Raw genomic sequence first — 13,549 nt, forward strand, 5'->3', positions numbered from 1 at the left:
CGCGGATGTGGCGCTGCTCACCCGGAAGTCAACGGTACGGCACATCTGGCTGCAAGTCGGTCATGTGCAAGTGCTATCGGAGCGTTTTCATGAGTCAACCGGCTGCCATCAATAGCTTCAGTTCTCCAGGAAGTCATGTGAACACGGCAACCGTCGCGTTCGACGCGGGCCGCACACCTCTGCTCAAGCTTGAGAACATCTCCAAAATCTTTGGCGGCGTCAAAGCGCTGCGCGCCGTCAAGTTCGACATCATGCCCGGCGAAGTGCTCTGCCTTGCGGGCGAGAACGGTTGCGGCAAGAGCACCATCATCAAGATTATCAGTGGCGTCTATCAGCCGGAATCTGGCGCAGTGATGCTCATGGACGGCAAGTCAATTGACGGCCTCGACCCGGCGAGAGCGCGCGACCTCGGTATCCAGGTCATCTGGCAGGATCTGGCGCTCTTCCCCGAGATGACCGTCGCGGAAAACATCGCTTTCGAGCAGAACCTTGGCTCCCGTCCGCGTATCGTTCGCTATGGAAAGATGAAGGAGGCGGCACGCCGGATTCTTGAGCGGCTCGGCGTTTCGATCGACCTCGACCGATCGGTTCGTTCGCTATCGATTGCCCAGCGTCAGGTCGTGGCGATTGCGAGAGCGCTGGTTCGCGACGCTCGTCTCGTCTTCATGGACGAGCCGACTGCCTCGCTCAGCCATGCCGAAACCGAAGCGCTGCTGAAAATTGTCCGACGGCTTTCCGCCGATGGCATTGCCGTGGTGTTCGTCAGTCATCGTCTTGCTGAAGTGCTCGACGTCTGCACTCGCGTGACGGTTTTTCGCGATGGACAGTACGTCGGCACCTTTCCGACCGAGGGCATGACTCAAACCCGTCTCACCGAACTGATGACGGGCCGCACGTTCGACTATGAGGTGCGTACGACGGACCTGTCGAAAGCCCCGGTCGTGTTGGCGGTGCAGGGTTTGTCGCGGGCGCGCCAATATCATGACGTGTCGTTCAACGTGCGACGCGGCGAGATTCTCGGCGTCACGGGGCGGCTTGGCGCAGGTCGAACTGAAATTGCATTGTCGCTTTTCGGAATGACCTCCCCGAATGCGGGTTCCATCCGGCTCGACGGAAAAGAACTGTCGCTGCGCACGAATCGCGATGCAATCCGCGCGGGTATCGCCTACGTGTCTGAAGACCGGCTCCAACTCGGACTGATACAGCCGCAATCCATTGGCGACAACACGGTTGCGGCGGTGCTGGACGACCTTCTGGACGGCGCCCATCTCATCGCCGCCAAGAAGCGAAACGCACTGATTCAAGACTGGATTCAGCAACTGGCGGTGAAAATCGGGAAACCGGACGATGCGGTCTCGACACTGTCAGGTGGCAACCAGCAGCGCATCGTGCTCGCCAAGTGGCTGGCAACCCACCCGAAGCTCCTGATTCTGGATTCGCCCACCGTCGGCGTCGACGTCGGCGCCCGGGCTGGCATCTTCGCCATCATTCACAAGCTCGCTGCCGAGGGTATGGCCATCTTGCTGATATCGGACGAGATTCCGGAGGTCTACTTCAACGCCGACCGAATTCTGCATATGCGCGGTGGCCGCATTGTTAAAGAGTACGTGCCGGGAACGACAACGATGGAACAAATCGAGCGAGACGTCCATGCCTGAATTTCGCAAACTCGGAATCGGTTCGATCGAGGCGCTGCTGATTCTCGTTATCGCGCTCATGGTGATTGGCCTTAGCCTTTCAACCTCGACCTTCCTTACTCTCCCAAACCTGTTCGACCTGATTAACCAGAGTTCCGTCAACATCATTTTCGCAGTTGGACTGCTGGTTGTTCTGATTGCCGGCGGCATTGATATCTCGTTCGCCGTCGGTGCATCGGTGGTTCAGTACCTCACCGCGTTGGCAGTGATGCGGCTCGGCGGTGGCAACTGGGCGCTCGGCTTCATTCTGTCCGCGTTTTTAGGGTTTCTGCTTGGCTCAATCAACGCCACGATTATCTACAGATTTCGCATCGTTTCGATTGTCGTGACGATTGCCACGTTCAATGTGTTCTTCGGTGGGTTGATGTTCCTCACGGGAGGGGTGTCCATCTACGACCTGCCGGACTGGTGGACCGACAGACTTTCGATCGTCAACCTCCACACGGCGAGTGGCAACGCGAATCTCGCACTGCCGGTGGTTGTGATGGTCGTCATGGTCATAGCCACGTGGTTTCTGTTGCGACGGACGACAACCGGTCGGCAGCTCTACGCAATGGGCGACAACCCCGAAGCGGCCAGACGGGTTGGGGTCAACCTGGGTGCGATGCACTACATCGCCTACGGTTGGCTTGGCATGATGGCCGGCATAGCCGGACTGATGCAAGCGCATTACGTGCAGGAAGTCGTGCCGAATGCGTTCTATGGCCGCGAGCTGGATGTACTCGCCGCCGTGGTTCTCGGTGGAGCGCGCCTGGGCGGCGGGCGCGGCACGATTCTCGGCGCAATCCTCGGCATCCTGCTGACCGCCATTACCGCGAATGGGCTCAACCTGCTCGGTATCTCACCGTATGCGTTCAAGATGATTATCGGCGCAATCATCCTTATCGCCATCACCTTGTCGAGCGACGGTTTCGCCAAGCTCGTCGGAGCGCGATTCGCGTCACAGAGCGTAAAGGCCACGTCATGAAAACATCTTCATATGAACGTGCGGGTGTGCCGCTCGTGCCGGCGGATGTCGCCGGCTTGCTTGGATTTCTCGTTCTGGTCATCGCGATCCTGAGCTTCGCATCCGACCGATTCTTCTCGGCGAGCACCTTCGTCTCGATAGCATTCCAGTTGCCGGAACTCGGCTTCTTTACGCTGGCGATGCTGATGCCCCTGATTTCCGGCGGCTTCAATCTCGCGGTGACGTTCACTGCGAACATGTCGGGGTTGGCGATGGCGTGGGTGCTTCATACGTACGGCGGCGCGGACGCGAGCGCTGTAGCCGTCATCCTCGGCATCGCTGCGGCGTTGGTCACCGGTTCCACCGCCGGTTGGGTGATGGGTGCTGTCATCGCGCGCACCGGAGCTAGCCCAATCCTGGTGTCTTTGTCGATGATGATTTTTTTGCGTGGGTTAGGTGAGTTCCTCACACGCGGCGGCGACATCTCGGGGTTCCCGCCGTTCGTGCGCGAAATGGGCAACGGCGTTTTCCTCGGCATACCGATTCCTCTCCTGATTTTTCTCGGCTGCGCATTGCTTTGGCACGTTGTCATGACACGGTCGCGGCTCGGTTTCGCCACCCGCATGATTGGGTCGAATCTGGAGGCGACGCGGTACGCCGGTATCGCGACAACACGCGCCGTCACTCGAATCTACATGCTGTCGGGACTGATGTGCGGCGTGGCCGGCGTGGTCATGGCGGCGCAATTCAATTCGGTTCGGGTCGGTCATGGCGAGGCATTTTTGCTGATCTCCGTGCTGGCCTGCTTCCTTGGCCGCGTCGACCCATTCGGCGGTTTCGGCCGCGTCGTGCCAGTCGTGATCGCGCTCGTCATTCTCCAGGTGATTGCTTCCGGTCTCAATTTGCTCGGTGCCAACCAGCACCTGGCGACTGCGTTGTGGGGAGTCTTCCTGCTTGCCGTGATGCTGTTCCGTTGGGCATGGGCGAACGGCATTTCCAAAACTTTGGTCCGCAGGCGCGTGACCGCATCTGAAGGAGTGACACAATGAACAAGCTTGGCGTGCACGCACTGGTATGGGCCGGCGACTTGACGCCTGAATCGACCCGCAAGGTCTTGAGTTCGACCAAGGCCGCCGGATTCGACCTCGCGGAATTGTCCCTGCATGGCCCGAAGGTCATGGACCTGGCGCTCACGCGAGATTTGTTGCAGGAGCACGAACTGGAGGTTGGCTGCTCGCGCGGCCTTACCTTTGATGCGGACGTGTCGAGCGAGGACTCCGCCACTGTTGCTCGCGGCGTGGCGTTGCTGGAGGAAGCCATCACCATTACGTCGGCGATTGGAGGGCACTACTTCGGCGGAATCCTTTACGGCGCGATGGCGAAATACAATGCGCCTGTCACGAAGAAAGGCCGGCAAAACGCTGTCGATTCCATCAAGCGCATTGCGGATTTCGCGCTCAGGAAGAATGTGACGCTGGGGCTCGAGGTAGTGAATCGCTATGAGAGCAATCTGCTGAACACGGCGTCCCAAGCGCTGGCCATGCTCGACGAAGTCGATGCGCCTAACGTTGTCGTTCACCTCGATACCTATCACATGAACATTGAGGAATCCGATTTCATGCAACCGATTCTTCAGTGTGGAAAGCGGCTTGGGTACGTGCATATCGGGGAGAGCAATCGCGGGTATCTCGGCTCCGGCACCATCGAGTTCGCCCAGTTATTTCATGCGCTCGCAATGATTGACTACAAGGGCGTAGTGACCTTCGAGAGTTTCTCTTCGACCGTCGTCAACGAGCAACTGTCCAACGCATTGGCTATCTGGCGCAATCTTTGGGACGATGGCATGGACCTCGCAACGCATGCCCGCGAGTTCATCGCGGGAGGCATCAATGCCGCCGCCAAAGCAAAGGCCCACCACTAAGCGCCTGTCAGGCAATGTCGGGGAAGCGTCCCGAAGCCCGCCTGCGATTCTTTGCGTGAAATGTGTATCTGACTTCGGCGAGGGCAAAAGGGCGCTCGCCGAACATCACGTTCCTGGAGCATTTTGAATGATGTCGATGATCGAGGACCGGTATCTGAACCGTCTACGCCAACTGACTGCCGACGGACGTCGCCGCATTCTCGGCCTGGTCGGCGCGCCGGGAGCCGGCAAGTCGACGCTCGCGCAAGCAATTGTCGATGCGTTACCCGGGAAGGCAATCATTGTGCCGATGGACGGGTTCCATCTTGCTAACGCCGAACTCGTGCGGCTCGGGCGTGCGTCACGAAAAGGTGCGGAAGATACATTCGACAGCGCCGGCTATGTTGCGCTCCTGAGCCGCCTGCGTCAGCAGCGCAACGATGAAACAATCTATGCCCCCATCTTTCGCCGGGAAATCGAGGAACCTATCGCCGGTGCGATTCCCGTGGCGCCCGATATTCCGCTCGTCATCACCGAAGGGAATTACCTTCTTCTTGAACATGGGCACTGGAAAGGTGTGCGACCGCTTCTCGACGAAGTCTGGTACGTCAACGTCGATTCGGCGCTTCGACAGCAACGTCTTGTTAGTCGCCACATGCGCTTCGGCCGGAATGAGGGCGCGGCGAGACAGTGGGTTCTGCAGACTGACGAGGTGAACGCGACCTTGATTGATTCGACCCGAGCGCGCGCCGACCTTCAGTTCCATTGGTCATCGTAATATCCCCGAGGTTTGCGGGCCGCTTGCTTGACCACGACTGGCGACCGTTCCCATGTGAAAATACGCTCAGGCACCCTGCCAATGAATGGAGACAAGCTTGAGCAAAAGCGCAGCGCCGACCACTGAAACATGGCATATGGACGACGCTACGGCGGGCGTGTGGATTCGCGCTGCCCATCTCGGCCGGAAGATAAAGGTCGAAAAGGGCAGCATGATCTATCGTCAGGGCGAGCTCGGCTTTACCTTTTACTTTCTGCTGTCAGGCCGTATCCAGATCGCAATTTTTCAGAGTGACGGCGCCGAGTTCATGCTTGAAATGATGGGGCCATGGGCGATGTTCGGCGAGTCTCCTGCGATGGACGGCTTTCCGCGAATCGCAACCGCCATCGCGGCTGAGGATTCGGAGCTGATCGAGTTTGACATCCGGGTTATCAAAGAAGTCATTCCGTCCTGTCCGGAACTCGCCATCTCCCTCATGCGTATCGTTGCGCTCAAACAGCGAATTCTGGCGTCCCGCATGCAATATCTCGCGCTCCCAAAGCCGGAGATGAGAATCGGAGAGCTATTGGGGCGGCTGGCCGAGCTGTATGGCGAGAAGCGGGAGGACGGCACGCTGATATCCGTCCCTCTGACGCACGAGCAAATCGCTGCGATGACGGGGGCGACCCGCGTTACCGTCACACGTGCATTGAAGCGGCTGACGGCGCTCGGCGCGATTGAACTCCGGCAGCGTCGCATCTGGGTGCTCGACTCGTCCAAACTTATCGGTTGATTTGGTAACCCGCTATACAGACGGCAGGTCTGTCGGTCACTTAAAGTGGTCACGATTGGAATCGGATTCCCCGTACCCCATCAGTTGATTGAAGGACTGCCATGAGCAAAATCGAGCGCCTGCGGCTTCCCGAAGATGACGCAACCTTCGGAAGCAATCGCATTTTCGACCTGTTCCAGTATTCGCCGGCCGTGACGGCCAACGGGCTGGTGTTCATCGCCGGGCAAATCGGCCTGCGTGCCGACGGGTCGATTCCGGAAGACCCGAAGGAACAGATCGACGTCGCATTCAAGCGCATCGACGCTGTGCTCAAGCACATGGGTCTCGACTTCACGGATGTCGTCGAGCTCGTTTCCTATCACGTCGATATCGGCTTGCAACTCGCCACGTTCCGCGATGTGAAGGCGCAATACATTCGCTCGGACTTTCCGGCGTGGACCATTCTCGGCATTGCCGCATTGGCTCGCCCCGAGCTTATCGTCGAAATCAAGGTCATTGCCGCGACCCGCAAGTAGGTTGCACTTTCGTCGGTGTCGACGGTAGCGTGACGCCGAGATGTTGAAGCAGCTGGATGCGCAAGCCGCTCGGGCGTGGACTCATTGTTGATTGAGATTGTACCGCCTCGAGCCTGGTCCGTAATATATAGTCAGGAATACTACCTGGTACCATGAGCACTCAAGTAAAAACCGACGGATTCGCCTTCGTCGAATTCGTCTCATCCCGTCCGATGGCGCTCGTCGAGCTCTTCGAGCATCTTGGTTTCCGCCTGCGCGGTCAGTCCACGAGCGGCATGTTCCTTATGACGCAAGGCGCAGCCGCGTTCATCGTCAATGGAAATCCGAATGCGTTCGAGTCCCGCCATGGCGCGTCGGTACGCGCGATCGGCATCCGTGTCGACGATGCGAAGCTCGCGCTGGCACAGGCGCTCTCCGGTGGTGCGCGTATTGCCTGCGCCGGAACGGAAGGCGCGTTTGTCATCGACACGCCCACGATTCTTGGCATTGGGGACAGTCTCGTGCACTTCATTGACCGCGACTTCCGCGAGGTGTTCTCGCTTCCAGTCGAAGCTCGAAGCACACCCGAAGGCGACGCCAATATCGTCGCGGTCGACCATACGTCGAATATTGTTCACCCCGAGAACCTCGATTTGTGGGCCAACTTCTATCGCGACACCTTCGGGTTCGTGGAAAAGCAGTATCTCGAAGTCAAGGGTCACATGTCAGGAATGCGCGCCCGCTCCATGGTGAGTCCGTGTGGCCACGTGTCGATTCCCGTAGCAGCCGCGGCGCACGACCGGCCGGGTGTGCTCAATCAGAACGATGAGTTCATTCGTGATTACGGAGGCGAAGGAATTCAGCACATCGCCCTGCTTACATCCGACATTGAAGACACGATTCAGAAGCTCAGTGCTGCTGGGATCGAGTTTATGGCCGCGCCATCCCCGAGTTATTACGGGGGGATCGAGGCGCGTCTGCCGGGGCACGGTCTTGACATCAGCCGACTGGCGGAACGAGGCATTCTGGTCGACGGCAAGGGGCCGCGGAAGATTCTGCTTCAACGTTTCACGAAGCGTCAGATTGGACCGGTCTTCTTCGAGATTATCGAACGCCGGGGCGAAGACGGCTTTGGCGAAGGCAATTTCAAGGCGCTGTTCGAATCGCAGGAGAAGGACCAGCAGCAGCGCGGCTCGCTCAATTGATTTAGGGAACAACGCCATGACAGAGCAGGACGTCCGGAACCACCTCCTTGCGCGATACAACGCATGGATGAATGCCATCGCGCAAAAAGACATCGATGCAATCGCGTCAATCTACGCGAGCGACGCCGTATATATGCCGCCGGCACAGCCGCGAGACGCTGCCGATAGATAAACCCAAAAATCAAAGCAATACAGTAACAAAAACTGGCTTGAGCTAGATACGATGGTGGAAAACGCTGCCCTTAGGCCGCAACGCGGGTCTTTAACAACGGGCATCCATTCCCTTTCCAAACCAACCCTCAACGCTTCCTATGCCACGCCCGATCGTTGCACAGATTCATCCCGCCGCAGTCAGCCACAACCTCTCCATCGTCAAGCAACGGGCACCGCGATCACGGGCCTGGGCCGTGGTCAAAGCCAATGCCTACGGACACGGAATCGAGCGTGTTCTCCCGGCCCTCGCGAATGCCGACGGCATTGCATTGCTCGATCTCGACGAGGCAGTCCGCGTGCGCGAGTTGGGTTGGACCAAGCCGATCCTTCTTCTGGAAGGCGTGTTCAAGCCGGGTGACGTGCAAATCGCCCAGCAGTTCGATCTTTCCATGGCGGTACATTGCCGCGAACAACTCGATCTGTTGCGCCTGTCGCCGACACGTGAGCGCGTCAACGTGCATCTGAAGATGAACTCCGGGATGAATCGTCTCGGATTCCGGCCCGATGCGTACCGCGCCGCGTGGGAGCAGGCCCGATCGATTCCTGGCGTTGCCGACATCACGTTGATGAGCCATTTCGCGAATGCCGACGAGGGCGACGTGGCATGGCAGATGGATCGCTTCGATGCGGCGACTCAAGACATACCGGGCCAACGAAGCCTCGCGAATTCAGCGGCCGTTCTGTGGCATCCGCAGGCGCATCGCGACTGGGTGCGGCCAGGTGTGGTGCTGTACGGCGGTTCGCCCACGGGTCAGTCGCGCCACGTCGGCGACGTGGGTTTGCGCGCCTCGATGACACTGAGAAGCGAAGTGATCGGCGTGCAGTCGTTGTCGGCGCAGGAAACGGTAGGTTACGGCCGTGCCTTCGCCGCGAACCGTGACATGCGCATTGGTGTGGTCGCATGCGGGTATGCGGACGGATACCCGCGGCACGCGTCCACGGGCACGCCAATCGCGATCGACGGCGTCATGACGCAGGTGGTGGGCCGTGTTTCGATGGACATGCTCACGGTCGATTTGACGCCGTGCCCGCATGCGCAGATCGGTTCGACAGTCGAGCTGTGGGGCGAACAGGTCAGGATCGATGACGTCGCCCACGCTTGCGGGACGATCGGGTACGAACTGATGTGCGCCCTGGCAAAACGGGTACCCGTGCAAGTCGTCTGAATGACCGCCTGTCTCGCCGGAGCGTGAAGCAATCCGCAAGGTTGCTCGCGTCTTCGGCCGGGAAGCGGCGTCACATTGCCTGCTGCACAGGCGTCATGGTGTCCGATGAGACAGCGCATCGCGCTGTACCGGACACTTTGTGTTTACGTAATAATCGCGAGGCGTATCCGATTCGATCCACTAACCATTGAAAATGCGCAGGTCATGGCTTTCAGCGAACCAAGGTCTCCGTTTTTCAAATGGGTGGTGTCCTCCGCTCAGAACCTGAGCGCCGACAATCGGCAAATATTGCTTGCCAACCTGTTCACGCGAACCGCATCGATCGTATTTGCGTCGATTTGCGAAATCAGTGTCTGTGCAACCGCCTACTACCTCTATCCCAGAGCCCTTTACGCGTGGTGGGGCAGCGCCGTGGTCGCGCTGCTGATGACGCGTCTCGCGTTGATCTGGCTGTGCTGCCGGCGCAGTGCCCGCAACCTGCCGACGCCTACTTCCGCCTTTCTCTTTGCGAGTCTTCTCTGGGCGGTCTTATTCGGCTTTGGCACTTTTTTGTGCAATACCAGCGGAAATCAGACACTTTTTCTACTCGGAAACGTTTGCGCGGTGGGCGTGATCGGCGGATTGGCCGGACGCAACGCAGGCACGCCCCGGCTGGTGCTTCTCCAGATTTCCTTCATTCTCGGCCTGTTGGGCTGGGGGGCGGCGCTTTCTCCCGGCTCCGGCAAGCTCGTGCTGCTGTTTCAGGCACCGTTCTGCGCGGCGGGTTTCTTTACCGTGGCCTTGCGCAGCAATCGCGACACCGTTGCGCTGCTGTTGGCGCGCGAAAGCAGTCATCGGCTCGCTCACCATGACAGTCTCACTGGCCTGCCCAACCGCACGCGCATTACCGAGCTTCTGCTGGAGCGCACCGCAGCGGGCTTGTTGCGGCTGAATCATCGATTCGCGGTTCTACTGATCGACCTCGACGGCTTCAAGGCGATCAATGACAGCCTGGGCCATGCCGCCGGCGATCAGATCCTTCAGGAGGCCGCGATTCGGTTGCGTGAAGTACTGCCGGCGGGCGATCTGGTCGGACGCCTGGCCGGCGACGAGTTCGTCGCGATTACCGACGGCACGGCGTTGACGCGCGACGTCCCTTTGCTGGCAGACCGTATCGTCAAAGCGCTGGCGCGTCCTTTCACTCTCAGCGAGGCGTTGGTGCATATCGGCGGGAGCGTGGGTGTCTCGCTCTATCCCGAGCACGCAAAGACGGGGCCACAATTGCTGATCTGCGCGGACCGTGCGTTGTATGCGGTCAAACGCAGCGGCAAAAGCGCCTTCGCTATCTTCGATGCCGTCAGGCACGCATCGGACGAAAGCTTGAGCCTCCTGCGAAGCGATCTGGAAGGCGCGATGCAGACTTACCGGGATTTGCGCATGGAGTACCAGCCGATCGTCGATCTCGCCGACGATACGATTTCCGGCCGCGAGGCGCTGCTTCGCTGGACGCACCCAACTCGCGGCGAGCTCTCTCCCTCCGCATTTATTCCCACCGCCGAACGTACGGGTCTCATCCTCGCACTCGGCGAGTGGGCGCTGCTGCAGTCCTGCACGGAAGCCGCCACGTGGCGTGACGCGGTGAGCGTTGCCGTGAATGTTTCGCCGGTGCAATTGCGGGAGGAGTCGTTCGCGTCGACGGTTGCCGCGATTCTCGGCAAGACGGGATTGCCGCCGGCGCGTCTGAATATCGAAGTCACGGAAACGGTGTTGTTGAGTGACGATATCGTTACCCGGCACAACGTCGAAAAGCTTCGCGCGCTGGGAATCGGCCTCGCGCTCGACGACTTCGGCACGGGGTTCTCAACCATGTCGACGCTCGTGCGCTTCTCGTTCGACAAGCTCAAGATCGACAGTTCGTTCGTGAAAGAGTCCGTGCGTCGGCGCGAATCGGCGGCGGTGGTTCGCGGGATCGTGGCGTTGGCGCGGGAAATCGGCATGCCGACCACGGCGGAAGGCATCGAGACGCAGGAACAACTGAATTTTGTGCGCGTCTGCGGATGCACGCATGCTCAAGGTTTTCTTCTGGGCAAGCCGGTCCGGGGCGAAGAGATCCCACACCTCGAAAAAAGGCTTGCAGTGCATTCCGCGGATAAGGCTTGAGAGATATTCCCGGGCGGCGGCAAGCAATCGAACCAGGAATCCATTGCCGCGGCGTTGCCCGGCCGGTTACGCGGCAGCGTGCCGCGATCCTCTGCGCGTGCCGTTCGTTGCGGTTTTGGCATGCCCAAGATAGGCGTCGCGCAACACATCCAGCTCCAGCAACGCGTCGGCGTTCCCATGCGCGACCACGCGGCCGCCTTCGAGTACATATCCAGACTGCGCATACCGCAGCGCGATCGCCGCATTCTGCTCCGCCAGCAGGAAGCTGACGCCGTCGTCGCGATTGAGGGTAGCCACCGTCTCGAAGATTTCTTCGACGACTTGCGGGGCGAGCCCCATCGACGGTTCGTCGAGCAATACCAGCGAAGGCCGCGCCATCAGCGCGCGGCCGATCGCAACCATTTGCTGTTCTCCACCGGACGTGTAGCCCGCGAGCGCCTGACGACGTTCCCTGAGTCGCGGAAACGTCGCATAGATACGTTCGAGATCCGCCTGCAGATCAGCGCGGGCAGGCCGCCGCACAAAAGCGCCGAGCCGCAGATTCTCTTCGACGGACAAATGCGCAAAGCAACGCCGTCCCTCCAGCACCTGGACGAGTCCACGTTCAGCGAGCGTCCACGGGTCCACGTCGGTAATCGTGTCGCCGCGATACGCGATGCGTCCCGACGTCAGTTCGCCCCTTTCCGCACGTATCAGGCTCGAGATGGCCTTGAGCGTGGTGGTTTTGCCCGCGCCATTGCCACCCAGCAGGGCGACGATCGCGCCGGACGGCACCATCAATGAAACGCCGCGCAATGCCGGAATGAGCTGGCTATACGTCACGGCAATGTCTTCGACCTGCAGGATCGGGGCGACGCTCATGTTCAGAGATCCTTGCTGCAATCGCGTGGCGTAATGCCCTTTTCCCTGGCATACGCGTTCGCCGACTTCTCGATGATCGGGCGCAACAGCGTGCGATCCGCCTGAACCCAGCCGCTGATGACCTTCCATTGCTGGCCGTCCCATTGCTGGAAGCGCACGGCGCCACCGCCTTCATGATCGGAGCACGACAGCTTCAGCGGTTGAACGAGGCCGTACGCGCCCAACTGCTTCAGACGCGCATCGTCGAGATTCAAATGCTCGAAACCCCAGCGTACCTGTTCGCCCGTCAGCGGTTTGTTGCCATACCTGGCTTGAGCCACGCGCAACGCTTCGACATTGAGAATGCCGTTGACCACGCCCAGGTTGTAGTACACCGTACCGAAGCGCGCCGGGTCTTTCAGATTGCCGTTGCCGGGTTTGATCACATATTGATCGATCGCCTGAAGTACCGGAAAGTCGGTTCCCGACGGATGCGTGGTGATCGAAATGAAACCCTTTGCGGCGTCGCCTGCCGGACGCGCATCCTCCTCCGAATTGCTCCAGATGTTCCCGATAATATGATTCGCCGGGAAGCCCACCTTCTGCGCCGACTTCAACGCGACCGGATTCATCACGCCCCAGCCGCGCAGAATCACCCAGTCCGGATTGATCCGGTGGATGGTGAGCCACTGCGAGCCCTGCTCGTTACCCGGATGCGGAACTTCGATCTGCGTGAGTTCGAAACCATACTTTTTGGAGAGTGCATCAAGCACGGGAATCGTTTCGCGGCCATAAGGAGACCCGTGGTAGAGCACCACGATCTTCTTGCCCTTGAGCTGATTCAGCCCGCCTGACTGCTGGCCGATGTAATTGACGATCGCCGAGACTTCGCTATACGGGTTGAGTTGAAGCGGAAACACATACGGAAACACCGCGCCGTCCGTGGAATCCGTGCGGCCGTGATTGATCGTGACCAGCGGAATCTTGTCGACGGTCGACCGGTCGAGCGTCGCATAGGCGATCCCGACCGAGAGCGGATTCGTTGCTGCAGCCGGCGCGCCGTTCAGACCACCCTTGAGCCGCTCATAGCATTCCACGCCCTTTTCCACGACGTATTCGGTTTCGCATTCGCTCCACGTCAGCTTGACCCCATTGACGCCGCCATCGCGCTTGTTGATGAGGTTCATATAGTCGATAAAGCCGCCGAAGAAGCCACTGCCGCCCGCCGCATACGGTCCGACGCGATAGCTTTGCAGCGGGAAGTATTCTTCACCCGCAGCCTGCGCGGTGGGCGCGAACGCGGCGGTGAGGGCAAGCATCAGGCTAGCGGCGGTGACGCGCGAGAGCGTCCCACGCCTTTTTAAAGAGTCGATGAAATTCATGCTGGATAGACCTTGAA

12 protein-coding genes are annotated in these 13,549 nt (G+C 59.6%); 10 read left to right on the forward strand and 2 right to left on the reverse strand.

Features of this window, described 5'->3' with window-relative positions; translation table 11 throughout:
- The first annotated feature begins 89 nt into the window (after positions 1-89).
- The 10 genes from DSC91_RS00540 to DSC91_RS00585 all read left to right on the forward strand — a co-directional run bounded on the left by DSC91_RS00540 (position 90) and on the right by DSC91_RS00585 (position 11,310).
- On the forward strand, positions 90-1,658 hold the full coding sequence (locus DSC91_RS00540) for a sugar ABC transporter ATP-binding protein (protein WP_229758314.1): 1,569 nt from the start codon (positions 90-92) through the stop codon (positions 1,656-1,658).
- Positions 1,651-2,664: an ABC transporter permease gene (locus tag DSC91_RS00545; protein ID WP_115776334.1), complete on the forward strand. Its 1,014-nt coding sequence runs from the start codon at positions 1,651-1,653 to the stop codon at positions 2,662-2,664. The genes DSC91_RS00540 and DSC91_RS00545 overlap by 8 nt, the downstream gene beginning before the upstream one ends.
- Positions 2,661-3,692, forward strand: coding sequence for an ABC transporter permease (locus tag DSC91_RS00550; protein ID WP_115776335.1), 1,032 nt, complete (start codon positions 2,661-2,663; stop codon positions 3,690-3,692). Before DSC91_RS00545 ends, DSC91_RS00550 begins: the two co-directional genes overlap by 4 nt.
- Complete coding sequence (locus DSC91_RS00555; protein ID WP_115776336.1) at positions 3,689-4,564, forward strand: sugar phosphate isomerase/epimerase family protein; 876 nt, start codon at positions 3,689-3,691, stop codon at positions 4,562-4,564. Before DSC91_RS00550 ends, DSC91_RS00555 begins: the two co-directional genes overlap by 4 nt.
- Before the next feature lie 136 nt (positions 4,565-4,700).
- Positions 4,701-5,321, forward strand: a complete 621-nt coding sequence (locus tag DSC91_RS00560) for a nucleoside/nucleotide kinase family protein (protein WP_115779624.1) — start codon at positions 4,701-4,703, stop codon at positions 5,319-5,321.
- 97 nt (positions 5,322-5,418) lie between these two features.
- Complete coding sequence (locus DSC91_RS00565) at positions 5,419-6,093, forward strand: Crp/Fnr family transcriptional regulator (protein WP_162831304.1); 675 nt, start codon at positions 5,419-5,421, stop codon at positions 6,091-6,093.
- Between the two features lie 101 nt (positions 6,094-6,194).
- On the forward strand, positions 6,195-6,608 hold the full coding sequence (locus tag DSC91_RS00570) for a RidA family protein (RefSeq protein ID WP_115776338.1): 414 nt from the start codon (positions 6,195-6,197) through the stop codon (positions 6,606-6,608).
- Positions 6,609-6,760: 152 nt separating this feature from the next.
- Entirely contained in the window at positions 6,761-7,792 is a 1,032-nt protein-coding gene (locus DSC91_RS00575) for a 4-hydroxyphenylpyruvate dioxygenase family protein (protein ID WP_115776339.1), read from the forward strand.
- A 311-nt stretch (positions 7,793-8,103) separates the two neighbouring features.
- Entirely contained in the window at positions 8,104-9,171 is a 1,068-nt protein-coding gene (alr, locus tag DSC91_RS00580; RefSeq protein WP_115776340.1) for an alanine racemase, read from the forward strand.
- 204 nt (positions 9,172-9,375) lie between these two features.
- The gene (locus DSC91_RS00585; protein WP_115776341.1) at positions 9,376-11,310 is read left to right on the forward strand and encodes a putative bifunctional diguanylate cyclase/phosphodiesterase; all 1,935 of its coding nucleotides are present in this window, start codon (positions 9,376-9,378) and stop codon (positions 11,308-11,310) included.
- Positions 11,311-11,376: 66 nt separating this feature from the next.
- On the opposite strand, the gene DSC91_RS00590 is transcribed toward DSC91_RS00585, so the two are convergent.
- The gene (locus DSC91_RS00590) at positions 11,377-12,171 is read right to left on the reverse strand and encodes an ABC transporter ATP-binding protein (RefSeq protein WP_115776342.1); all 795 of its coding nucleotides are present in this window, start codon (positions 12,169-12,171) and stop codon (positions 11,377-11,379) included.
- A 2-nt stretch (positions 12,172-12,173) separates the two neighbouring features.
- Positions 12,174-13,532, reverse strand: coding sequence for an ABC transporter substrate-binding protein (locus tag DSC91_RS00595; protein ID WP_115776343.1), 1,359 nt, complete (start codon positions 13,530-13,532; stop codon positions 12,174-12,176).
- Between the last annotated feature and the right edge of the window lie 17 nt (positions 13,533-13,549).

Origin of the sequence: Paraburkholderia caffeinilytica, assembly GCF_003368325.1 — a bacterium.
Taxonomy (GTDB): Bacteria; Pseudomonadota; Gammaproteobacteria; order Burkholderiales; family Burkholderiaceae; genus Paraburkholderia; species Paraburkholderia caffeinilytica.